Raw genomic sequence first — 21,710 nt, forward strand, 5'->3', positions numbered from 1 at the left:
ATCGCGTGCCCGATCGGTTCCCGCGCCGTTCGCGGCGTCGGGCGCGGCGAGAATACAACAGATCGCAACGGCTCGGCACGGCAGATGTGACGACGCCCCGCCGGAAACCCGGACGGGGCGTCGGTGCCGACACCGGCCGCAGCGCGGCCGGCGACTCGGCGTCAGCCTGCGTTGACTTCGCGCAGCACCGTGCGGCGCTTCTGGCGCAGCAGTTCCTCGTACGCCTTCACGTAGTTCTGCGCCATCACCTTCGACGAGAAGCGGGCTTCGAATGCGGCGCGCACCTTCTCGCGCGGCAGCGTATCGAGGCGCTTGAGCGCGGCGACGGCCGACAGCTCGTCTTCGACGACGAAGCCCGACACGCCGTTGTCGATCACTTCCGGCACCGAGCCGCGCTTGAACGCAATCACCGGCGTGCCGCAGGCCATCGCCTCGATCATCACCAGGCCGAAGGGCTCCGGCCAGTCGATCGGGAACAGCAGCGCGTGCGCATTGCCGAGGAATTCGGTCTTTTCGGCTTCGCTGATCTCGCCGATGTACTCGACGTGCGGCAGCGCGAACAGCGGCTTGATCTTCTCTTCGTAATATGCGCGGTCGGCCTTGTCGAGCTTCGCGGCGATCTTGATCGGCAGGCCGGCCTGCTCGGCGATGCGGATCGCGGTGTCGACGCGCTTTTCCGGCGAGATGCGGCCCAGGAACGCGAGATAGCTCGGCTTCACGTTCGGGATCGGCGTCAGCAGGTTTTCCGGCAGGCCGTGGTACACGGTCGACAGCCAGTTCGCCTGCGGCAGCGGGATGCGCTGGTTGTCGGAGATCGACACGACCGGCACGTCGCTGAACGCGTTGAAGATCGGCTGCAGTTCGGGCAGGTCGAGACGGCCGTGCATCGTCGTCAGATGCGGGACCGGCTGACGCGAGAACAGCGAGAACGGGTAGTAGTCGATGTGGCAGTGCAGGACGTCGAACTCTTCCGCGCGGCGGCGCACTTGCTCGAGCAGCAGCATGTGCGGGGCCATCACGTCGCGGATCGTCGGATCGAGGCGCAGCGCCTGCGGCCAGCACGCTTCGAGCTTCGCCGACGTTTGCGAATCGCCGCTCGCGAACAGCGTGACGTCATGCCCCATCTCGACGAGTGCTTCGGTCAGATAGGACACCACTCGCTCGGTCCCGCCATAAAGCTTCGGGGGAACCGCTTCGTGCAACGGAGCGATTTGGGCGATTCGCATGCGTAACTCCTAAAAATTCGGCTAAAAACCAGGTATGGGTCGGCAACCTGCCGGCGGTCCGGGCTGGATGCATTTCGTCCGATCATCGGACGAATCAGCCTGCCGGGGGCGTCGAGCCCGCGCTGCCCGCGCTGCACAAGGAGCGTCGGCGACGCGACAGGCTTAGAACGTTTGAAACGAAGACCCGTTGACAGGGGTTCGTAAAAACCTGGGACCGAACCCGGAGCCGATTATCTAGGGTTAATCCCGATACGGCGCCCGCCATTTCAAACTCTTTACTTTGTTACAAAGGCGCAACACTTTGCAACCCGCGGACTCGGACGTCCGTTCTAGAGTGGAAGGCCCGTTCGGCACTCCATGTCCGTCATCGCTGCCGGCATTGCCTTTGCGACACCTAAGGCTCTTTGCGGCGAACGGGATGCCGGATTTTATCTCAAAACTGGTCGTGCGCCCCCAGGCTCGCGCAAGATTCGCACAGCGCAACGCACGGCCTTGTTTACAATGCCGGATTATTCAGTCCGGGCGACCGCCGGCTGGGCTCCAGCCGCCCCGCTCAATCACCGAATCACCGCACGCATATTTTGGAATATCTCACCCCTGCCCAGCGCAACGCCCACAACGCGAAGCTGTCGAGCTACGCGCATCGGCCGATCGCGTTCCTGTTCCGCTACATCCGCCTGCACCCTGTCGCGCACCTGATCGTGCTCTGCAGCGTGCTGGCCGCCGTCGGCTGCGCGCTCGGCTCGCAATACGCGATCAAGCATCTGATCGACGTGCTCGCGGCCGGACGCCATCATCCGGGCCCGCTGTGGAGCGCGTTCGCGCTGCTCGTCGGGCTGATCGCGGCCGACAACCTGCTGTGGCGGGTCGGCGGCTGGACCGCCGCGCACACGTTCGTCGCGGTGACCGGCGACCTGCGGCGCGATCTGTTCCAGTATCTGATCGGCCATTCGCCGACGTATTACGCGGAGAAGCAGCCAGGTACGCTCGCGAGCCGCATCACGGCCACGTCGAACGCCGTCTATACGTCGGAGAACACGATGGCGTGGAACGTGCTGCCGCCGTGCATCGCGGTGATCGGCGCGATTCTGATGATCATCGTCGTGAATCCGCTGATGGCCGCCGGCCTGCTCGGCTGTTCGGCGCTGCTCGCGATCGTGCTGTTCAAGCTCGCCGGGCGCGGCTCCGCCCGCCATCACACGTTCGCGGCGAAGGCCGCCGCGGTGGACGGCGAGCTCGTCGACGTGATCGGCAACATGGGGCTCGTGCGCGCATTCGGGATGACGCTGCGCGAACAGAAGCGCTTCAGCGCGACCGTGAAAGCCGAGATGGACGCCCGTCAGCAAAGCCTGCTCTATCTCGAGAAGCTGCGGCTGCTGCACGCGGTGATCACCGCGATGCTGTCGGCCGGGCTGCTCGGCTGGGCGCTGTGGCTGTGGGATCAGGGCCGCGCGACCTCCGGCGACATCGTGCTCGTCAGCTCGCTCGGCTTCACGATCCTGCACGGCACGCGCGATCTGGCCGTCGCGCTGGTCGACGTCACGCAGCACGTCGCACGCCTGTCCGAAGCCGTGAAGACGCTGCTCGAACCGCACGGCATGCCCGATCGCTCCGACGCGCAGCCGCTGTCGGCCAAGGGCGGGCGCGTCGACTTCGAGCGCGTGACGTTCGCGTATCCGCACCGCCGCGCGATCCTCGACCACTTCGACCTGCATATCGAGGCCGGCCAGCGCGTCGGGCTGATCGGCAAGTCGGGCGCCGGCAAGTCGACCGTGCTCGCGCTGCTGCAGCGCTTCTACGACACGCAGGACGGCGCGGTGATGGTCGACGGCCAGGACGTCAAGACGATCACGCAGGACAGCCTGCGCCAGGCGATCGCGCTCGTGCCGCAGGACATCTCGCTGCTGCACCGGACCATCTACGACAACATCGCGTACGGCCGCCCCGACGCGACCCGCGAGCAGGTGCTCGCAGCCGCGCGCGACGCACGCTGCGCGGAGTTCATCGAGGCGATGCCGGAAGGCTATGACACGATCGTCGGCGACCGCGGCGTGAAGCTGTCGGGCGGCCAGCGCCAGCGCATCGCGATCGCGCGCGCGATCCTGAAGGACGCGCCGATCCTGCTGCTCGACGAAGCGACGTCGGCGCTCGACAGCGCATCGGAAGAAGCGATCCAGAGCGCGCTCGACCGCCTGATGGTCGGCCGCACGGTGATCGCGATCGCACACCGGCTGTCGACGCTGCGCAACTTCGACCGGATCATCGTGATGAGCAACGGCAAGGTGATCGACGATGGCAGCCCCGACGTGCTGCGCAGCCGCCCCGGGCTGTATCGCGACCTGCTCGCGAAGCAGCACGGCCGGCTGCACGCGCCCGACGGCGCCGCGCCGACCACCGGCGAACGCGTCGCGTGACGCCGCGGCATCGCGCCGCCCGCCGATAGACGATAAAAAGGCCGCCGTGCTCGTAGCACGGCGGCCTTTTTTCAGCGCGGCGCGCGACCGGCGCTCGATGTGCAACCGCCCAAGGCTACGCGCGCTGCAAATCGCGCAGGAAGTTGTCGCGCCACACCGACACGTTGTTCTCGCGCAGCTGCGCGATCATGTCCGCATAACGCGCGCGCCGCTCGGCGAGCGGCATCGTCAGCGCCTGCGACAACGCGTCGGCCATGCCGTCGATGTCGATCGGATTGACGATCAGCGCACCGGTCAGCTCGCGCGCCGCGCCTGCGAAACGCGACAGCACCAGCACGCCCGGATCGTCCGGATTCTGCGCGGACACGTATTCCTTCGCGACGAGGTTCATCCCGTCGCGCAGCGGCGTCACGAAGCCCACGCGAGCGAGGCGATACAGCGCGGCCAGCACCTGCCGGTCGTACTGGCGATGAATGTACAGAATTGGCGCCCAGTCGAGCTCCGCGTAGCGCCCGTTGATGCGCCCCGATTCCGCTTCGAGCTGCAGCCGGATGTCCTGATACGCGCGCAGGTCGGCGCGCGTCGACGGCGCGATCTGCAGGAACGACACGCGATTGCGGATCGACGCCTGGTGCTCCAACAGCTTCTCGAACGCGCGGAACCGCTCGACGAGGCCCTTCGAATAATCGAGCCGGTCGACGCTCATGATCAGCTGGCGCCCGCGCAGCGACGTGGCCATGCGCGCGGCCTTGCCGTGCTCGCCCGCCTGCGCGAGCGACGCGATCTCGTCCGGATACACGCCGATCGGATAAGCCGCCGCGCGCAGCATGCTGCCGAACGCGCTCACGCGTACCGTGCGGCCGTCGCGCGTCACTTCGCCGCCGGCTTCGAACTCGACGTAATCGCAGAACGCGCGCAGGTCGGGCTCGGTCTGGAAGCCGAGCAGATCGAACGCGCACAGCGACTCGACCAGCTCGCGATGCGGCGGCACGTTCACGAGCACCTGCGCGGCGGGAAACGGGATGTGCAGGAAGAAGCCGATCCGGTTCTTCACGCCCGACGCGCGCAGCGCGCGCGCGAACGGGATCAGGTGATAGTCGTGGACCCAGATCACGTCGTCGTCCTGCAGCAGCGGCACGAGCTGCTGCGCGAGCCACACGTTCACGCGGCCGTAGCCTTCGAACTCGTGACGGTCGTACTGGATCAGGTCCGCGCGGTAGTGGAACGCCGGCCACAGCGTCGCGTTCGAGAAGCCGCGGTAGTACTGGTCGTAATCGCGGCGCGACAGCCCGACGGTCGCGAACGTCACGGGGCCGCGCTCCTCGATGCGGATCTGCGGCGCACCGGACGCGACCACTTCGCCGCTCCAGCCGAACCACATGCCGCCCGTCTCCTTCAGCGCGTCGTACACGCCGATCGCGAGACCGCCCGCCGCCGGCTCGCCTTCCGAAATCGGTGCGACGCGGTTTGAAACGATGATCAGTCGGCTCATGCGCCCGGCAGCTCCAGATCGAGCCAGCGGGCGATCTGCGCGTGCAGCGCGGCGACCGAATCGAGCCGCATGCGCGCCGACGTCTCGCCGGCGCCGACCTTGATCGACAGGCCGCCACGCGCGTTCACCACCGCGAAGCCCTTCTCGTCGGTCAGATCGTCGCCCGCGAACAGCGGCACGCGACCCGCGAACGGCGGCTCGTCGAGGAACGCGGCCAGCGCGCGCCCCTTGTCGACGCCCTTCGGCTTGATTTCGAACACCATCTTGCCGGGCTGCAGTACGTACGCGTCCGCATATTCGGCGACGAGGCGCTCGGCCGCTTCGCGCGCGACCGGCTCACGGTCGGCCGCGTTGCGGTAGTGCAGCGCGACGGCCGCGCCCTTGATCTCCAGCAGCATGCCCGGATGACGGTCGACCACGGCCGCCAGCTCGCGCTCGATGCGCAGCAGGCGTTCGTCGTTGAAGCCGATGCGCTGCGTGTCGCCGTTCGAATCGCGACGCTCGGCACCGTGCAGGCCGGCGATCGGTAGATCCGGCATGCTCAGGAACGTGTCGAGATTGTCGATGCCGCGCCCCGACACCACCGCGACCGCGCCATGCGAGCGCTGCCTGAGCGTATCGAGCAGCGTCAGCAGCGACGGCGGCACGTGAATGCTGTCGGGCGTGGGGGCGAGCTCGACGAGCGTGCCGTCGAAGTCGAAAAAGAACGCGGTATCGGTCAGGGACAGGGAAGCCGGAACGGATTGCATCGATTCGAGAGTCCGAGCGGCGGCCGGCAAACGCCGGGCCGCCGCGACGAGAATGGAATTGTGCGCATCTTACCGCGCCTGCGTACCGAGATGGGCGAAACCGGCCGCCGCGCGCCGCCCGCGCCGCCGCTGCGACATATTGCCCCGCCCCGCGCGACCGCAGGGATTTCGAAAGCGCGCAGGCGCGGGAATTGCGTTACAGTCGGCAACCGCCGGTCGCGCGCCCCAGTGCGGCGCGACCGGCGTCATTCCGTCCGATTCGAGTCCCAGGATGTCGCTTGCCCGTCCCGCGCCGCGCCGGCGCCGCTCCAGCTTCAACCGTTTCGCGCGCATGGCCGCGGCGATGGCCGTTGCCGTCGCGCTCGCCGCGTGCACGCGCGACGAGCCGGGCTGGCACCTGACCAACGTCACCGGCCATCTGCCCGACCTGTCGTTCACGCTGACCGGCGGCGACGGCCGGCCCGTCGACGCGAGCGCGTTCCGCGGCCGCGTCGCGCTCGTCTACTTCGGCTACACGCACTGTCCGGACGTCTGTCCCGAGACGATGGCGCGGCTGATGGAAGTGCTCGCGAAGCTCGGCCCGCGCGCGAACGACGTGCGCATCCTGTTCGTGTCGGTCGATCCCGCGCGCGACACGCCGCAGGCGCTGCAGTCGTACGTCGCCGCGTTCGACGCCGCGCACGCGCGCGGCCTGACCGGCAGCGACGGCCAGATCGAATCGCTCGCGAAGCGCTACCGCGTCGCGTACCAGATGGAACAACGCGATCCGTCGGGCGGCTACGAGGTCACGCACAGCTCGGCCGTCTACATCTTCGACGCCCACGGCCGCGCGCGCCTGCTCGCGACCGACGGCGACTCGCCGGACGCCATCGCCGCCGACGTGCGGCGGATCATCGACACTGCCCCCACCACGTGAACCAGACATGAAGCCGAAAACGATCCTCAAGACGTTCGCCGCCCTCGCCGCGCTGTGCGCCGGCGCACACGCCTATGCGGCCGGCGCGATCACCGCGCAGAACGCATGGGTACGCTGGCTGCCGAACCAGCTGCCCGCCGGCGGCTACGTGACGCTCGTGAACACCGGCGACAAGCCGGTCGATCTCGTCGACGTCGACAGCCCCGACTACGGGATGGCGATGCTGCACCAGACGGTGTCGAACGGCTCGACGCAGAAGATGGAAATGGTCGACAAGCTGACGATCCCCGCGCGCGGCAAGGTCGACATCGCACCGGGCGGCTACCACTTCATGCTCGAGGAGCCGAAGCACGCGATCAAGCCGGGCGACACGGTGCGCCTGCGCCTGAAATTCTCCGACGGCGAAACCGTCGACGCGCCGTTTGCGGTGAAGTCGCCGGCCCAGGCGAAGTGATGCGCGTGCGATGAACGTCCTGTACTGGCTCGATCCGTGGGAACCGTCGCCGACCGTGGTGATCGCGGTGCTGACGGCCGCCGTGCTGTTCGCGCGCGGCGTGAAGAAGGCGAAGGTGTCGCCGCTGCGACAGTTCTCGTTCTGGCTCGGGCTGACGGCGCTCTACATCGCACTGCATACGCGGCTCGACTATTTCTTCGAGCACGAGTTCTTCATGCACCGCGCGCAGCATCTGGTGCTGCATCACCTCGGGCCGTTCTTCATCGCGCTCGCCTATCCGGGCGCGGCGATCCGCGCCGGCATTCCGTTTCGCTGGCGGCAACGCTTCGTGCGCCCCGCGCTCGCATGGGCGCCCGTGCGCGCGGCGCTCGACCTGGTGTTCCATCCGGTCGTGGCCGTCGTGCTGTTCGTCGGGCTGATCTATTTCTGGCTGCTGTCGCCGATCCACTTCGTCGCGATGCTCGACTGGCGTCTGTATCGCGTGATGAACTGGAGCATGGTGATCGACGGGCTGCTGTTCTGGTGGCTCGTCGTCGATCCGCGTCCCGCGCCGCCCGCGCGGCTGTCGCCGGGCCGCCGGATTCTGATCGTCGTCGCCGCCATCCCGCCGCAGATCGCGCTCGGCGCGCTGATCTTCTTCACGCCGCACGAGCTGTATCCGATCTACTCGATCTGCGGGCGCGCCTTCACGTGGCTCAGCCCGTTGCGCGACCAGCAGATCGGCGGCCTGCTGCTGTGGATTCCCGGCTCGATGATGAGCGTGATCGGCGCGCTGATCGCGCTGCGGCACTGGATGCGGCTGTCCGCACGCGGCCGGCTGATCGACGAGCGCGCCGCTGCGCGCAGCGCCGCGCGGCCGGCGGCCACGCGCAACGCCCACTGATCCCGGCACGCCGCGCCGCGCGTCAGCCGCGCGCGCGGGTCATCCACACGTGCGGGATGCCGTCTTCGTCGTGCACGTCGGAGCTCGGCTCAAAGCCGAACGCACCGTAAAAGCGCTGCAGGTGCGCCTGCGCATGCAGGCTCATCTGCGTATCGGGCCACTGCGCGGCGATGTGTTCGAGCGCGCGGGCGAGCAGCGTATTGCCGAGGCCGGCCCCGCGGAACGCGGCGGTCGTCAGTACGCGGCCGATGCGCACGTCGGCACGCTGCGCATCGGGCAGCAGCACGCGCAGATAGCCGGCGACGCGGCCCGCCGCGTCGTACGCGGCCAGGTGCCACGCGGCCTGATCGGCATCGTCGATGTCGCGGTACACGCAGTTCTGCTCGACGACGAACACGGCGCTGCGCGCTTCGAGGATCGAATAGACCTCGCGTGCGCTCAGGGCGTCGAAGGATTTCCAGCGCCAGTCCAGGTCGGCGGCACGCGGGGAGATGGCGGATGCGGAAGCGTTCATGGGCGGTCCTCGGTGCTGTTTCGGGCGCGCCGGTGGGCGCGCGGCAACCGACGATTATGCCGCGAAGCGCGGCCGCTGCGCCCGCGCCGCCGCGCACATGCAGAAAGCCCCGCATTGCGCGGGGCCGTACGTCATGCGGGCATCCGTCCGAAGCGGCCGCTGTTGAAATCGTCGATCGCGGCGCGGATTTCCTCTTGCGAGTTCATCACGAACGGGCCATAGCCGACCACCGGCTCGTCGATCGGCTCGCCGCTGAGGATCAGCAGCTTGACGTCGCCGTTCGCCTCGATGTCGACGTCGCTGCCTTCGCGGCCCAATTGCACGAACTGCGCTTCGCGGGCGACCGTCTCGCCGTTCACGAGCACCGTGCCGCTCAGCACGACCACGGCGAGCGTGCGGCCTTCGGCGATCGGGAACCGCGCATGACCGCCTGCGGCGAGCCGCACGTCCCACACGTCGATCGGCGTGTGCGTGCGGGCCGGGCCGCGCCGCCCGTCGAGCTCGCCGGCGATGATCCGCGCGCGACCCGCCCCGTCCGGCAACTCGACGACCGGGATGTCCGCGTTCAGCAGCGTTTGATAGCCGGGCTCGCCCATCTTGTCGGCGGCGGGCAGGTTCACCCACAGCTGCACCATCTCGAGCGGGCCGCCGCGCTTCGTGAACGCTTCCGAGTGGAATTCCTCGTGCAGGATCCCGCTCGCGGCCGTCATCCATTGCACGTCGCCGGGGCCGATCACGCCGCCCGCGCCGGTCGAGTCGCGGTGCGCGACTTCGCCGTCGTAGACGATCGTCACCGTTTCGAAGCCGCGGTGCGGATGCTGGCCGACCCCGCGCGGCGCCGACGCCGGCTCGAAATTCGCGGGGCCCGCATAGTCGAGCAGCAGGAACGGGCTCAGATGGGCGCCGTGCGACTGATAGCTGAACATCGAACGCACCGGGAAACCGTCGCCGACCCAATGGCCGCGCGGCGCGCTGTAGACACCACGGATCTTCTTCATTTGCCTTCTCCGAATTGCGGCGAAACACGTGTTTCGCATCCTGACAATCAATATAGAGATGGAACGATCGATTCGGTAGACTCGCAAAATCGCACTCAGCGTTCCATTTGATGAACGATCAACAGCGAGATCTCAACGATCTCTATTACTTCGTGCAGGTGGTCGAGCACGGCGGCTTCGCGCCGGCCGGGCGCGCGCTGAACATGCCGAAGTCGAAGCTGAGCCGGCGCGTCGCGTTGCTCGAGGCGCGCCTCGGGATGCGGCTGATTCAGCGCTCGACGCGCCGCTTCACCGTCACCGACGTCGGCCAGACGTACTACGCGCATTGCCGCGCGATGCTCGTCGAGGCCGACGCCGCCGACGAGGCGATCGCATTGCTGCACGAGGAGCCGCGCGGCATCGTGCGGGTCAGCTGCCCGGTCGCGCTGCTCGACTCGCTGGCGGGCGCGATGATCGCCGTGTTCATGGTCGCGTGCCCGCACGTCGAGATTCATCTCGAAGCGACGAACCGGCGCGTCGACGTGGTCGGAGAAGGGATCGACGTCGCGATTCGCGTGCGTCCGCCGCCGCTCGAGGACAGCGATCTCGCGCTGCGCGTGCTGGCCGAGCGCGGGCAATGCCTGGTCGCGAGCCCCGCGTTGTTGCGCGAACACGGCGCGCCGGCCGTTCCGGCCGACCTGACCCGCATGCCGAGCCTCGACCACGGCCTGCCGCAGGCCGCGCACGTGTGGCGGCTGCGCGGCCCGGACCAGGCGCATGCGGAGATCCACCATCAGCCGCGGCTCGTGACGGGCGGCATGCTGGCGTTGCGGGCCGCGGCGGTCGCGGGCGTCGGCGTCGTGCAGTTGCCGACGATGATGGTGCGCGACGAACTCGCGCGCGGCGAACTGGTGAACGTGCTGCCCGACTGGGCGCCGCGCCGCGAGATCGTGCACGCGGTGTTCGCGTCGCGGCGCGGGCTGCTGCCGGGCGTGCGCGCGCTGCTCGACTTCCTGGCTGCGCGGTTCGCGGAGCTAGAACCCGATTGATCGGGGTTGCCGGTGCACGCGCCGGTTCGACGCGATGGCCGGGAGCGACAGTGACGGCGGCGAATCACGCGCTGCAAATGCGCGGCGCGTGCCGTAGACTGCGGGGCCGGCATCGCGCATCGCGCGTCCCCCTTACTCTTTTCTCTGCACTTCAGCCATGTTCACGCTGTCCACCGACCCTCACGCCTCCAAGGCCGAACTGTATGCGACGCTCGCCGAGCAGGCCCGCTCGCTCGTCGAATCGGAGCCGGACCTGATCGCAAACGCCGCGAATTTCTCCGCGCTCGTCTATCACTCGCTCGATCGTCTGAACTGGGCCGGCTTCTATTTCTTCGACGGGACGGAGCTGGTGGTCGGCCCGTTCCAGGGCAAGCCGGCCTGCGTGCGCATCGCGCTCGGCAAGGGCGTGTGCGGCACGGCGGCGCAGACGCGCCAAACGCAGGTCGTGCGCGACGTGCATGCGTTCCCCGGCCATATCGCGTGCGATGCCGCGTCGGAGTCGGAAATCGTCGTGCCGCTGGTAGCGGCAGACGGCACGCTGATCGGCGTGTGGGACGTCGACAGCCCGGTCGCCGCACGTTTCGACGACGAGGACCGCAGCGGGATGGAGGCGCTGTGCCGCGTGTTCGTCGAACACGCGTGGCAAAAGGCGCGCGAGCGAGCAGCGTGATGCTGCGGGTAGCAACCACGCCGGTGGCGTGAGGAGCGCAAGCGTCAGCCTAGGCGCAAGCGCTAGGCGCAAGCCCAAATGAAACGAGCCCCGGACCGGGGCTCGTCGTCGTTGGCGGCGTGCGCGTCAGGCCGCCTGCGTGCCGGTCAGCGCGGCGAACGCGTGCGGCTTCACGTCGTCGGTCAGCACGTCGACGCCCTGCTCCGTCACCACGACCATGTGCTCCCACTGCGCGGACAGCGAATGGTCCTTCGTGACGACCGTCCAGCCGTCGGCCAGCACGCGCGTGTCGCGCTTGCCCGCGTTGAGCATCGGCTCGATCGTGAAGATCATCCCGGGGCGCAGCGGCACGCCGGTGCCGGGGCGGCCGTAGTGCAGCACCTGCGGCTCGTCGTGATACACGTCGCCGATTCCGTGCCCGCAGTATTCGCGCACAACGCTGAAGCCTTCGCGATGCGCGACCTGCTGGATCGCATAGCCGACGTCGCCGAGCGTCGCGCCCGGACGCACCGCGCGAATGCCCGCGTGCATCGCCTCGTAGGTGGCCGCCACCAGACGCCGCGCGAGTTCGCCGGGCTCGCCGACGAAGTACATGCGGCTCGTGTCGCCGAACCAGCCGTCCTTGATCACCGCGATGTCGAGGTTCACGATGTCGCCGTCGCGCATCGGCCGCGACGACGGGATGCCGTGACAGACCACGTGGTTGACCGACGTGCACAGCGTTTTCGGATAGCCGTGATAGCCGATGTTGGCTGGAATCGCGTGCAGTTCGTCGATGATGTATTCGCGGCAGCGCGCGTCGAGCTCGTCGGTCGTGACGCCCGGCTTCACGTAGTCGGTGATCATCGTCAGCACTTGCGACGCGAGCTTCGCGGCTTCGCGCGACTTCGCGATGTCGGCGGCGCCGCGGATGGGAATGTCGCGCTTCGCCATTACGCCACCTGCTCGATGTCGCGAGCGGCCGGCTGCGCCGTACCGGCGTCGCCGCCGCGCGCCTCGGATTCGATCAGCATCCGGCAGATATCGCCATAGGACAGCGACGGATTGAGTTCCGCGAGCATGCCCACGCGCAGCCAGTGCTCGGCCTGCGCGTTGATCGACCGGCTCAGCGCGGTGCTGGTCGAGCGCAGCCGTTCGTGCATGTGCTCGGAAATCTTGATGATGCCCATATGGCTCCAATTAAACGAAATGTAGTCGTTTCGTATATTACGCTGGCGCTGCGCGCGGAGCAAGTATTCGGGCGGACTGCGAATCGGGAGTCTGGCAGCCCGTGATTTCGTTGACACCATATTCCAGCTTGATGGAGAATCCGTCCATCATGCAAGAAGCGACTACCCTTCCCGCGCCTGATGCAGGCATCAACGAGCGGATCGCCCGCCGCGTGCGAGACTTGCGCACGTTACGAGGCTACACGCTCGATACGCTTGCCGCGCGCTCCGGCGTGAGCCGTTCGATGATCTCGCTCATCGAGCGCGCGTCGGCCAGCCCGACGGCCGTCGTCCTCGACAAGCTCGCGGCCGGGTTGGGCGTGTCGCTGGCGGCGCTGTTCGGCGGCGAGCGCGACGACGCGCCCGCGCAGCCGCTGGTCAAGCGCGCACAGCAAGCGGAATGGCGCGATCCGGCGTCCGGTTATCTGCGGCGCAATCTGTCGCCGCCCGGCTGGCCGTCGCCGCTCCAGCTCGTCGAAGTCGATTTCCCGCCCGGCGCGCGCGTCGCGTACGACACGGGCGGCCGCGACAGCGCGCTGCATCAGCAGGTATGGGTGCTCGACGGACGCGTCGACGTCACGTTGGGCGACGCGCTCCACGAGCTTCACGAAGGCGACTGTCTCGCGATGCGCGTCGATCAGCCGCTGATTTTCAGCAACCCGACGGCGCAAGGCGCGCGCTATGTCGTCGCGATCTGCGATGCCACCGCCGCGGTCGGCATGCGCGGCGCGGCATCCGTTCAAAGCCGGAGCCGACCGGTGCAGGAGTCCACATGAATTCGCCGAACACGCACGACGACGTGCGCCTGATCGATTGCAACGAGGCCGAGCATGCGGCGGCCATCCTCGAGATCCTGAACGACGCGATCGTCAATTCGACCGCGCTGTACGACTATCGGCCGCGGCCGCCGGAGGCGATGGTCACGTGGTTCGCAACGAAGCGCGCGGGCGGTTTTCCGGTGGTCGGCGCGGTCGACGGTTCCGGCACGCTGCTCGGCTTCGCGAGCTGGGGCACGTTCCGCGCGTTTCCGGCGTTCAAGTACACGGTCGAACACAGTGTGTACGTGCATCGCGATCATCGCGGGCGCGGGCTCGGCGAGTTGCTGCTGCGCGAGTTGATCAAGCGTGCGCGCGATGCCGAGGTACACGTGCTGGTCGGCTGCATCGATGCAACCAACGCGGGCAGCGTCGCGCTGCATACGCGTGTCGGCTTCGTGCATTCGGGGACGATCGCCGAAGCGGGATTCAAGTTCGGGCGCTGGCTCGACGCGGCGTTTTATCAACTGAAGCTGGACACGCCGATGCAGCCGGTGGATGGGTGAGCGAGGACGCGGATGGTCGCTGAAGATAACGCCGCGCGAGCGCCGGAAAAAGAAAAAGCCCTGATTTCTCAGGGCTTTTTCTCTTCCTACTTGGAGGCGCGAGCCGGAGTCGAACCGGCCTAAACGGCTTTGCAGGCCGTCGCACCCCTATTAAAATCAATGAGTTTGCAAGATTGACCATTCACATCAACCGCTGGACGGCTCACATTCGGTGCGGGGAGCGCTCGGCTATGGGCCACGCGGACAGGAGCGTATTGCGGGAGCAAACACTCACGGGCCCGTACAGCTCCAACTGATCGAATGGTCGCCTAGCAAAGATTTGACAGCAAAGCACCCTTGCTGTATAACGTCATGGCAGTCAGTACTGACTGATTTCGATGCCGGTTAACTCCGGTGTCACATGCTGCGAAAGCAGACCACAGCCACCGCTAGGTGGCTGTTTTCATTTCGGGGGTAGTAAGTGCACTTTTGCTACATTGACGAGTCGGGCGACTCGCAAGCGATCCTCAACGCGACCGACAACAAGCAACCGATGCTCGTGATCGCGGGGTTATTCATTGATGCCAGTGCGATCAGTGGTCTGACCAAAGACTTCATCGATCTAAAACGTCGGTATTACCCCTCCCTGTTTGCGTCGGTAAACCATGAGCTTGACGTGCTGCTCGTCGAGATAAAGGGGTCGGACCTCCGCACTGACATCAGAAAGAGCAACTCGATTACAAGTGCGATCGTCCAACACCATTTCCATTTCTTGGATGACGTCTTTGCGCTTTGCAAGAAATACGACGTGAAGATTGTTGGGCGCGTCTGGGCCAAGGCTTTCGGGCAAGCCATTAACGACGAATCCGTTTACACAATCACTGCGCAGAACATTGCGAAGCGCTTTGAAAAATATCTATTAGCGAAGGATTCTCGTGGCGCAATAATTGCAGACTTTCGAGATCCCACCCGGAACCGATACGTTGCACATTCGGTATTCACGCAGAAACACAAGCAAGGGAACGGTGGCGACGCATTTCCATCTATCGAGGAAACGGCCACATTTGGGGTGAGCAACAATCACGCGTGCTTACAAATTACTGACTTGATGTGCTCTGCAATCATTGCACCGATGGCCGGCCGTGCGATACTTACCGGAGTCATAAGCAATGCTCACACTCACGCGAACTACGAATGGATTAGGGATCGATACAAAAAACGCCTTCGCGCAATGCAGTTTCATTGCAAATATGGAAATACTCGTTACTGGGGCCTAACAGCGCATAACCCTCACGGTCAAATTACTACGATATTCTGACCGTAGCCCCGACCAGCAGTACACCCAGTAGTTCAGGGGACGGAATGATAAGCGCAAGGCCTATCCAGCAAGGTTCCAACCCGTTGCTGTAGCAAATTTGTAGCACGTGAAAAAGCCCGCTCGCAGCGGGCTTTCTTCTGCGCTCCGATCCTTCCACTGGTTGCTAAGCAGCTCGCAGCACCCGATGATGCAGCAATACCTGCGCCTTATCTGACAGGGCCCGCACAAAACTACGCTGAAACCTACGCCCGCACTTTTGTGGACGGCCCGTCACGACCCTTTCCGGTCATTGCCCCTCGCGGAAAGCGCCCGCTCGGAGTTCTGGCGCCGTATCCCGTGCGCCATGGCCACTTCCTCTAAAATCCCCGCTTTGCCAACCAAATGGGGGGACTCCATGACGAGCCTACTGCCAGACGGATTTCTGTCGCCCAACATAGATGCTTGGCGGCTGGAGGTTCGCGAAGATGCAATGGACTGGTTCGCTCTTGCTGAGGACATCAATCGTGCTTCAGTAGCCATATTAGCCACCTTGGCTCCCTCACGGGACTCAGATCGTGAACTGGGGGCGGCCGCTATGTTTGCTCGAGCCTTACAGTCTTTCGAAGCAGTGATTTTGCTGACGGAACGCGGCATGCTGGCGGACGCCGGTGCGCTTGCTCGCAACGTTGTAGAGAGCGCAATTTACCTTGGCGGCCTAGCCATAATCGCAGATTTTCCTCGGAGATTGGCGGCATCAAACAATGCGCACTTTGCAGCTATGGCAACAGCTCTGGCAACTCACCTTGAGGATGACATGGGAGACGCGAAGGCAGCTGCAGATATGCGCACGCTGTTGGATGACTTCAAGGCCAAAGGCCATGTACTAAGGGATATCAAACTGCTGCACTTGGCGAAAGAAGTTGGCCTCGACCCGTTATACCAGGTGGTGTATAGAAAGCTGTCAGGTGATTCGGCTCATGCCTCTTTAGAGTCTATGAAACGACATTTTGTGCGGAATGCATCGGGTCGCATCGAAAAGTTGAAGTTCTCACCGCAACGAGATGGTTTGGAGTCCATCTTATCTGCTGCTATTGCTGCTTTCCTCGGGGCTATGGAAGTGCTCCACGTCGTCTTCCCACAAGACAACATCAGGGAGGCCGTCAATGTCCACAACGTTCGACATCACGCTCTCTCGCTTCCCAGGGCGAATGACGAATCCTTCTAGCCGTGAATTTCCGTTCCCGGCCGGATAACAAACTGCGAGCCACCCCTTCCCCGAGGTTTCAGCGAGCTTTTCGCTATCTCATGCGGCTCTGCACGAGCACGCTACTTTGGTTCCGCAGCCATCTCGTCCGCCGGATAGAGCTGCAACATCGCTCGCGCTGCCTCAACGTTCGGCGTCGTCAACCATTCCTCCCAGTCGTCCGCCCGGAGGATGACGACCGACCGTTTCTCGTCATCCGGTTTATGCATCCGCGACATAACGGGATGGTCGTCCGCGTTCACCGTGATCATCGTCATCGCATGGCGCGGCCTACCCTCTAGATCTTTCAGGGTGCGCCAAATACCGGCAACGCACATCGTTGGGCGGTCGATTACGCCGATCCGCTGCCACACGCACGGACCGAGGATCCATTTCCCGCTGGCATCCCGCCGAGCATCCGGATAGGACGGCTCGATCACGTATCGGGCTGGAATTAGGCACCGGCCACCGGATCGCCACGTCGGCCCATAGAGCGGCGACTTCCCCAAGTTGTCGTCACGAACGTTCATCGTGCTGCGCATGATGGGCGGCTTGCGCCCCTGCTCCTTCGCCCGCTCGACGTTCGCCTTCTGAAGCGCACGCGGCCAAAACCCGAAGCCGGCGATCAACGGCCTAAATTGCCCGTCGATGCTGGCGACTATCGGCGCGTCATAGTCCTGGTAAATCTCTGGCTTCCACGGCGTCCAGCGATACAGGTCGGTGAAGTTGTCGATTCGCAGTTCGCTTAGGCCGGGATCCTCGCCAGGGGCAATGTAGTTCGTGCACATCGACGTCCCCAATTTTCGCTCTTGACTGAACCATCTTACCCCGCGCTACACTGTGTTTTTATACAGTATTTCTGCCGTGATCAAACCTCAGTGGGCGTACATTTGGGAGTATCGGTTCTCTACGGAAACCGAGTGGAAGCGCACGCCTAGCGAACTGACAGAGCATGAGGCGGAATTGTGGATCGAGGCTGTCTATGATCCGCTTGAAGTGCCGTCGATGAGGCCGGTCGAACGCACGAGGATCGATCGCAACCGAGTGCCGCTTCGGGATCCGAGGGTGAGGATCAAGCCGAAGATGCCTGAATTCGATGCGCCGACCGACGCGGAATTGAGGTCTATGTGGCGCGAGCACACCGACCTGCAGGTACGCTGGCTCATCCTCGAAATCCTGGCGCTTCGGAAGTCGATCGACCGTATTCAGGCGTGGTTCGACTATGTCGACAAGCATGTTCCCGACCGGGGGGCGCTGGGGGGTGGACAAGGGGAATTTCAGCGCCTGCGTCATCTGTTGCGCGCCGAGAGGGGGCGTGCCGGGATGCCTTGATTTAGCCGCTACGCTGCTCGACCGAGCATAGTCGACCGCCCGCGTGGTGACTTGCAGCGGACCGCCCTCCCGGAAGTGGTAAATTCATACGAAAACCACACCTACGAGAGAACATATGGCCCGAGCCATGATCTGCGTCGGCGACACAACGACGCACGGCGGCCGCGTGCTGGAGGGCAGCGCAACCGCAACCATTGACGGGAAACCCATCGCCGGCGTTGGCCACAAGGTACTTTGCCCGCAGTGCAAAGGCATCTTCCCGATCCTGCCGGCGACCGGGCGTCGTTATCCGCACCAAATTGCCGGCCGCGAAACGGCCATCGAGGGTATGAAGACCGCGTGTGGCGCGACGCTGATTGCGTCGCAGTCTTCTGCGACGCTCGACGACGTCGGGGCCGGCGAAGCAACGACCGGCGGTGCAGCGCCAGCCGCGGCTACAGCGTTGGCCCCTTCGTCGACGCTGTGTCTCGAATGTCTGAAGTCAGCCGCCGAGAACGCGGCGACGATGATCGCGCGCGGATAAGCCCATGACCGACGTTTCGATCGAAGGGTTCTTCTTCAAACGCCAACAGCAGCTCACGATGCAGGCGCATCTGTACGCGCTGGTCGACGGTCTTTTGTTCACAGACACACCAGGTGGATCCGCTCCTGAGCGATCGCAAGCGGCCGTCGCCTTGTTCGATGGCACGCCGGACGCATCGCTCGCCGACGCGGGGCCGTGGCTGTTCGATTGGGAGCGGGCGTCCGGAAGCATTCGACGCGTACTGTCCGCGATGGCCGGCGGCTCGGCCGGTGTGTCATGGCTCATCAGCGCCTATCCGATCGAATCGCTCGCGGACGAATTGCGTCAACGTCTCGACGTGCGCCTACCGGACGGACGCACAGCCCTCCTCCGCTTCTACGATGCCCGCATCATGGCCGATGTCGCATCGCTGATGGAGTTGACGCAACGCATGCGGTTCTTCGTCCCGACTTTCGACTGGCTGGTCGAGGTGAATGGAAAACTAAAGGGAGTGCATCCGCATGCTTGAGTTGACAAGCCAACAGCTCGCGGGCCTTGCCGAGATCGACGCGCGCGGATACGTCGAGCGTGTCAGGCAGGACCTCGTCAAGGCAGATCCGATGCTTGCCGACGACGCCACGTTGTCGAAGCGTCTCTGGAACGCATACGTCGCAGCCCGGCAGTTCGGCATCCAGTCCGACGGAAACGTCGAAGCGTTTCTTCGCATCGAAGCCTACGCACCCAGCTTCTATACGAAGCCGGCGACACGTACATGGCTCACGCGTCCAGGACGATCGCCGGACGAACGCTTCCACGACTATTTACGCGTCATGAAATGGCGCATCGAACATCCGGAATACGACAGGAGATCAACAGATGGCGGGGCTCGCAGTACCAGTGATCGAGGCAGCAGCGGCGGAACTTGGACCAGTATTGGTGCGAGCTGGCGTCGCCTTGTTGGGCGGAGTGGGACTAGCGGGAACGGCGAGCCTGTCTAGCGACACGACAAAGGACGAGAGTAAAGCCAAGACCGACACTAAGGCGGTCCCACGCACCGGGGAAAAATGCAAAAAATGCCCGCCTGAAGAGACTGGAGTCGCGGAAAACAAAAGGCGCGGCATGTCGCCGCGTTCTCGCAAATATCAAGGTCGGATAACCGGGCGACCGTACAGCATCGAAGGAGAATGGAACGAAGAGTGGGTTTGGCTCGGCACCGAGTTTGACGGCTTCGTGCCGGCAGAATGCCTGCTTCAAGAAGCGAAAGCGCACTATGCTCAGTTCCTTCAACGAAACGACGAAGGCGAGATGAAGGCGCAACCGTGGTTTGAAGGATACGAATCTCTGTTCCGCCAACTGAACACTCAGGCGAAGAAGGTGAATTTGAACCCACCGGCCCGCTTGAAGTGGTACTTCGAAGAAGCCGAATTGCGCGAGTACATGCTCCCAGCCTTGATCGAGAATAAAGTAGCATCCGTCTGGCAACCTTAACCTGCGACGATCATGGATATCAGACTGAAATTCAAGGACGACTCACTTGAACCGACCAACTTCTCTGAGGTCTTGTCACGCATCCAAGTCGTCACACACGCACTCGCTGAGATCGAGCCGACGATCAATCAATGGTATGCACGCGGACAGAGCCGAGAGGAAGCACTGTTGTATAAGGCGTTCGACGATGGCGCACCGTCGACCGCCATTCTCGCCGTACTGAAACACAAGTTTGGCGATCATCCGGATGCAACGTACGTGAGCCTTTGGGACGGTAACGAGGATATCAACGAAGGCACAACCATTTCGTGCCATCTCAACGAACCGGGCGACCTCAACACGTTCGAACTTTCTCTGTCGAACAAGACGATTCTCAACAATCTGGATTCAGTGTTGAAAATCGTTCGTGCCGCGACGACCGCATTCAAACCCGCATACGCGGCTGTCGGCCCGAGAAGCTACGCGGCACGACAGGTGTTCGACGACAAGCCCGGCGTGGGCTGGATGATCTACCTTCCCACCGTGATTACGCAGCAGCAGGTTCCGGAGGCACGCGAAGTCGTGGCCACACCGGAGTCCGGAAAGAACCAAACCGGCACCATCATCGTCAGCACCACCGACGCACCGTTCTCGATGAAGAACCCCGAGCACATTGAAGCTGCTAATAGGATCGAGATCCGACTCGTGGATCAAGATCTCCTGCCCGCTTTCGACGATCTGTAAGCGCGATGCCGGCGCGATACCATGCGCCGGCATCGTCGGTTAGAACAGCCCTGCGGGCTGCGCTGCGTCGTCCCAACTGAAGATAATCAGTTCGTTGCGCTCGACGCCCCTCCCACCGCCGACCGTGTATTGAATCGGCACGGTTTCGATGTGAAAGCCGTCGAACACTCGCCGAATATCGGGATGGTCATTAAGGCTCACGATCGCGCGCCCTTTGATCAACCGCAGGCGTCGCGCCATATTCTCGTACTCGCTGAACGGAAACGCCACGCCATACCCTTCCGTCTCGTAATACGGCGGATCGAGGTAGAACAGCGTATGCGGACGGTCGTATCGATCAATGCACGCTGCCCAATCCAACCGCTCGACGAACGTGTTCGCGAGCCGCAGATGCGCCGCTGATAGCTCCTCCTCGATGCGCAGCAGGTTCAGACCGGGCGGCGTAGTTGTCGCCGTGCCGAATGTCTGACCTTCGAGCTTTGCCCCAAAGCAACTTTTCTGCAGGTAATAAAACCGCGCAGCACGCTGGATATCGGTGAGGGTTTCCGGGACCGTCAGCTTCAGCCACTCGAATACCTGCCGGCTCGTCAGCGCCCATTTGAACTGACGCACGAACTCCTCCAGATGATGCTGCACGACGCGATACAGATTGATCAACTCCCCGTTCACGTCGTTGATAACTTCGACCTTGGCCGGCGGCCGCAGAAAGTACAGCGCGGCCCCGCCCGCGAACACTTCGACATAGCAATCGTGCGCCGGAAAACGCGGGATGATGTGATCTGCGAGACGGCGCTTGCCGCCGATCCAAGGAATGATGGGGTTTGCCATTGTGAAAGCCGTTTTTAAACTTGGTGTAGAATCCGGCCCGCCTACGTAGGTAAGCAGGGCCTTGGCTGATTCACTGGCACGGACAGTGGAAAGGCGACCGGGCGAATGCTCCAACATTCACCCGGCCGCCCTGTTTCTTCAGTGCATCGCGGCCGTCACGGCGTCCGATGCTCGGTCGGAACCGACGCGACCATCTTCGGATCGATCGGCCCGCCCGTGACCGTGATGTCCGGCGACACGGCGAACTGCGTGATGCGATCGGCCTGCTTGTCCGCTCGCGACGACGAGCCAAAGAAGTATTCCTTCGAACCGATCACCTGTTGGGCGCAAAGTAATAATGAGCCACTTCGCGCGAAGTAAATCTAAGCCACCTTTCAGTACAGTCAGCCTTTTGCGCGCAAAGGCTGGCGATGCTCCAGAAGGAACAGTGGATGCAAATCCATGT

26 protein-coding genes are annotated in these 21,710 nt (G+C 64.2%); 16 read left to right on the top strand and 10 right to left on the bottom strand.

The features are described 5' to 3' along the window. Window positions 1–161: 161 nt before the first annotated feature. Window positions 162–1,226, bottom strand: a complete 1,065-nt coding sequence (locus tag C3Y15_RS18990; RefSeq protein ID WP_011883993.1) for a glycosyltransferase family 4 protein — start codon at window positions 1,224–1,226, stop codon at window positions 162–164. A 581-nt stretch (window positions 1,227–1,807) separates the two neighbouring features. Between C3Y15_RS18990 and C3Y15_RS18995 the strand changes: the two genes are divergently transcribed. After that, the gene (locus C3Y15_RS18995) at window positions 1,808–3,640 is read left to right on the top strand and encodes an ABC transporter ATP-binding protein (protein ID WP_011883992.1); all 1,833 of its coding nucleotides are present in this window, start codon (window positions 1,808–1,810) and stop codon (window positions 3,638–3,640) included. Window positions 3,641–3,755: 115 nt separating this feature from the next. On the opposite strand, the gene otsA is transcribed toward C3Y15_RS18995, so the two are convergent. Together otsA and otsB are read right to left on the bottom strand one after the other, a co-directional pair. After that, entirely contained in the window at window positions 3,756–5,132 is a 1,377-nt protein-coding gene (otsA, locus tag C3Y15_RS19000) for an alpha,alpha-trehalose-phosphate synthase (UDP-forming) (RefSeq protein WP_069246185.1), read from the bottom strand. Next, entirely contained in the window at window positions 5,129–5,881 is a 753-nt protein-coding gene (gene otsB / locus C3Y15_RS19005; RefSeq protein ID WP_011883990.1) for a trehalose-phosphatase, read from the bottom strand. Before otsB ends, otsA begins: the two co-directional genes overlap by 4 nt. 271 nt (window positions 5,882–6,152) lie before the next feature. On the opposite strand from otsB, the gene C3Y15_RS19010 reads away from it, so the two are divergent. The 3 genes from C3Y15_RS19010 to C3Y15_RS19020 are packed head-to-tail and all read left to right on the top strand — an operon-like array spanning window position 6,153 to window position 8,134. Beyond that, window positions 6,153–6,797, top strand: coding sequence for an SCO family protein (locus tag C3Y15_RS19010; protein ID WP_014722744.1), 645 nt, complete (start codon window positions 6,153–6,155; stop codon window positions 6,795–6,797). Between the two features lie 7 nt (window positions 6,798–6,804). After that, window positions 6,805–7,251, top strand: a complete 447-nt coding sequence (locus tag C3Y15_RS19015) for a copper chaperone PCu(A)C (protein WP_011883988.1) — start codon at window positions 6,805–6,807, stop codon at window positions 7,249–7,251. 10 nt (window positions 7,252–7,261) lie between these two features. Continuing rightward, entirely contained in the window at window positions 7,262–8,134 is an 873-nt protein-coding gene (locus C3Y15_RS19020) for a cytochrome c oxidase assembly protein (protein ID WP_011883987.1), read from the top strand. 22 nt (window positions 8,135–8,156) lie between these two features. Here C3Y15_RS19020 and C3Y15_RS19025 read toward each other — a convergent pair whose 3' ends face one another. Continuing rightward, window positions 8,157–8,648, bottom strand: coding sequence for a GNAT family N-acetyltransferase (locus tag C3Y15_RS19025; RefSeq protein WP_059735221.1), 492 nt, complete (start codon window positions 8,646–8,648; stop codon window positions 8,157–8,159). Between the two features lie 131 nt (window positions 8,649–8,779). Continuing rightward, entirely contained in the window at window positions 8,780–9,646 is an 867-nt protein-coding gene (locus C3Y15_RS19030; RefSeq protein ID WP_069246183.1) for a pirin family protein, read from the bottom strand. Between the two features lie 110 nt (window positions 9,647–9,756). Here C3Y15_RS19030 and C3Y15_RS19035 point away from each other — a divergent pair, with 110 nt between their 5' ends. Both C3Y15_RS19035 and C3Y15_RS19040 read left to right on the top strand, forming a co-directional pair. Then, complete coding sequence (locus tag C3Y15_RS19035; protein ID WP_059475873.1) at window positions 9,757–10,674, top strand: LysR family transcriptional regulator; 918 nt, start codon at window positions 9,757–9,759, stop codon at window positions 10,672–10,674. Between the two features lie 157 nt (window positions 10,675–10,831). Continuing rightward, window positions 10,832–11,344: a GAF domain-containing protein gene (locus C3Y15_RS19040; RefSeq protein ID WP_034194211.1), complete on the top strand. Its 513-nt coding sequence runs from the start codon at window positions 10,832–10,834 to the stop codon at window positions 11,342–11,344. Window positions 11,345–11,470: 126 nt separating this feature from the next. Here the strand turns inward: C3Y15_RS19040 and map are convergent, their stop codons facing one another. Together map and C3Y15_RS19050 are read right to left on the bottom strand one after the other, a co-directional pair. Beyond that, window positions 11,471–12,277: a type I methionyl aminopeptidase gene (gene map / locus C3Y15_RS19045; RefSeq protein ID WP_011883982.1), complete on the bottom strand. Its 807-nt coding sequence runs from the start codon at window positions 12,275–12,277 to the stop codon at window positions 11,471–11,473. Then, the gene (locus tag C3Y15_RS19050; protein ID WP_014722737.1) at window positions 12,277–12,513 is read right to left on the bottom strand and encodes a ParD-like family protein; all 237 of its coding nucleotides are present in this window, start codon (window positions 12,511–12,513) and stop codon (window positions 12,277–12,279) included. Before C3Y15_RS19050 ends, map begins: the two co-directional genes overlap by 1 nt. A 149-nt stretch (window positions 12,514–12,662) precedes the next feature. Here C3Y15_RS19050 and C3Y15_RS19055 point away from each other — a divergent pair, with 149 nt between their 5' ends. From C3Y15_RS19055 to C3Y15_RS19075, 4 genes are all read left to right on the top strand, one after another. Then, complete coding sequence (locus C3Y15_RS19055; RefSeq protein WP_059460894.1) at window positions 12,663–13,328, top strand: helix-turn-helix domain-containing protein; 666 nt, start codon at window positions 12,663–12,665, stop codon at window positions 13,326–13,328. Continuing rightward, on the top strand, window positions 13,325–13,873 hold the full coding sequence (locus C3Y15_RS19060; protein ID WP_011883979.1) for a GNAT family N-acetyltransferase: 549 nt from the start codon (window positions 13,325–13,327) through the stop codon (window positions 13,871–13,873). Before C3Y15_RS19055 ends, C3Y15_RS19060 begins: the two co-directional genes overlap by 4 nt. Window positions 13,874–14,333: 460 nt before the next feature. Next, window positions 14,334–15,170 (top strand): DUF3800 domain-containing protein, encoded by an 837-nt coding sequence (locus tag C3Y15_RS19070; RefSeq protein ID WP_060228179.1) that lies wholly within the window; start codon window positions 14,334–14,336, stop codon window positions 15,168–15,170. A 394-nt stretch (window positions 15,171–15,564) separates the two neighbouring features. Next, window positions 15,565–16,374, top strand: coding sequence for a DUF5677 domain-containing protein (locus tag C3Y15_RS19075; RefSeq protein WP_124260156.1), 810 nt, complete (start codon window positions 15,565–15,567; stop codon window positions 16,372–16,374). Window positions 16,375–16,475: 101 nt separating this feature from the next. Here C3Y15_RS19075 and C3Y15_RS19080 read toward each other — a convergent pair whose 3' ends face one another. Continuing rightward, window positions 16,476–17,180, bottom strand: coding sequence for an SOS response-associated peptidase family protein (locus C3Y15_RS19080; RefSeq protein WP_059568545.1), 705 nt, complete (start codon window positions 17,178–17,180; stop codon window positions 16,476–16,478). 76 nt (window positions 17,181–17,256) lie between these two features. Here C3Y15_RS19080 and C3Y15_RS19085 point away from each other — a divergent pair, with 76 nt between their 5' ends. The 6 genes from C3Y15_RS19085 (at window position 17,257) to C3Y15_RS19110 (ending at window position 20,437) form a co-directional block, all read left to right on the top strand. Next, entirely contained in the window at window positions 17,257–17,724 is a 468-nt protein-coding gene (locus C3Y15_RS19085) for a hypothetical protein (RefSeq protein ID WP_311732199.1), read from the top strand. A 115-nt stretch (window positions 17,725–17,839) separates the two neighbouring features. After that, a complete protein-coding gene (locus C3Y15_RS19090) occupies window positions 17,840–18,247 on the top strand; it encodes a PAAR domain-containing protein (protein WP_059568547.1) in 408 nt (135 codons plus the stop codon). 4 nt (window positions 18,248–18,251) lie between these two features. Then, window positions 18,252–18,755, top strand: coding sequence for a DUF4123 domain-containing protein (locus C3Y15_RS19095; RefSeq protein WP_059568548.1), 504 nt, complete (start codon window positions 18,252–18,254; stop codon window positions 18,753–18,755). Continuing rightward, window positions 18,748–19,224: a hypothetical protein gene (locus tag C3Y15_RS32330; RefSeq protein WP_243860243.1), complete on the top strand. Its 477-nt coding sequence runs from the start codon at window positions 18,748–18,750 to the stop codon at window positions 19,222–19,224. Before C3Y15_RS19095 ends, C3Y15_RS32330 begins: the two co-directional genes overlap by 8 nt. Further along, window positions 19,193–19,714 (top strand): restriction endonuclease fold toxin 5 domain-containing protein, encoded by a 522-nt coding sequence (locus C3Y15_RS19105; protein ID WP_230940861.1) that lies wholly within the window; start codon window positions 19,193–19,195, stop codon window positions 19,712–19,714. Before C3Y15_RS32330 ends, C3Y15_RS19105 begins: the two co-directional genes overlap by 32 nt. Window positions 19,715–19,726: 12 nt before the next feature. After that, window positions 19,727–20,437: an immunity 52 family protein gene (locus tag C3Y15_RS19110; RefSeq protein ID WP_059568549.1), complete on the top strand. Its 711-nt coding sequence runs from the start codon at window positions 19,727–19,729 to the stop codon at window positions 20,435–20,437. Window positions 20,438–20,476: 39 nt separating this feature from the next. On the opposite strand, the gene C3Y15_RS19115 is transcribed toward C3Y15_RS19110, so the two are convergent. After that, window positions 20,477–21,265 carry a DNA adenine methylase gene (locus C3Y15_RS19115; RefSeq protein ID WP_059568550.1) on the bottom strand — a complete coding sequence of 263 codons (789 nt, stop codon included), beginning with the start codon at window positions 21,263–21,265 and terminating at the stop codon, window positions 20,477–20,479. A gap of 155 nt (window positions 21,266–21,420) precedes the next feature. Next, window positions 21,421–21,582: a hypothetical protein gene (locus C3Y15_RS31775; protein WP_243860245.1), complete on the bottom strand. Its 162-nt coding sequence runs from the start codon at window positions 21,580–21,582 to the stop codon at window positions 21,421–21,423. Window positions 21,583–21,710 lie beyond the last annotated feature (128 nt).

Source organism: Burkholderia sp. B10 (assembly GCF_004368385.1).
In the GTDB taxonomy this organism is placed as follows: domain Bacteria; phylum Pseudomonadota; class Gammaproteobacteria; order Burkholderiales; family Burkholderiaceae; genus Burkholderia; species Burkholderia vietnamiensis.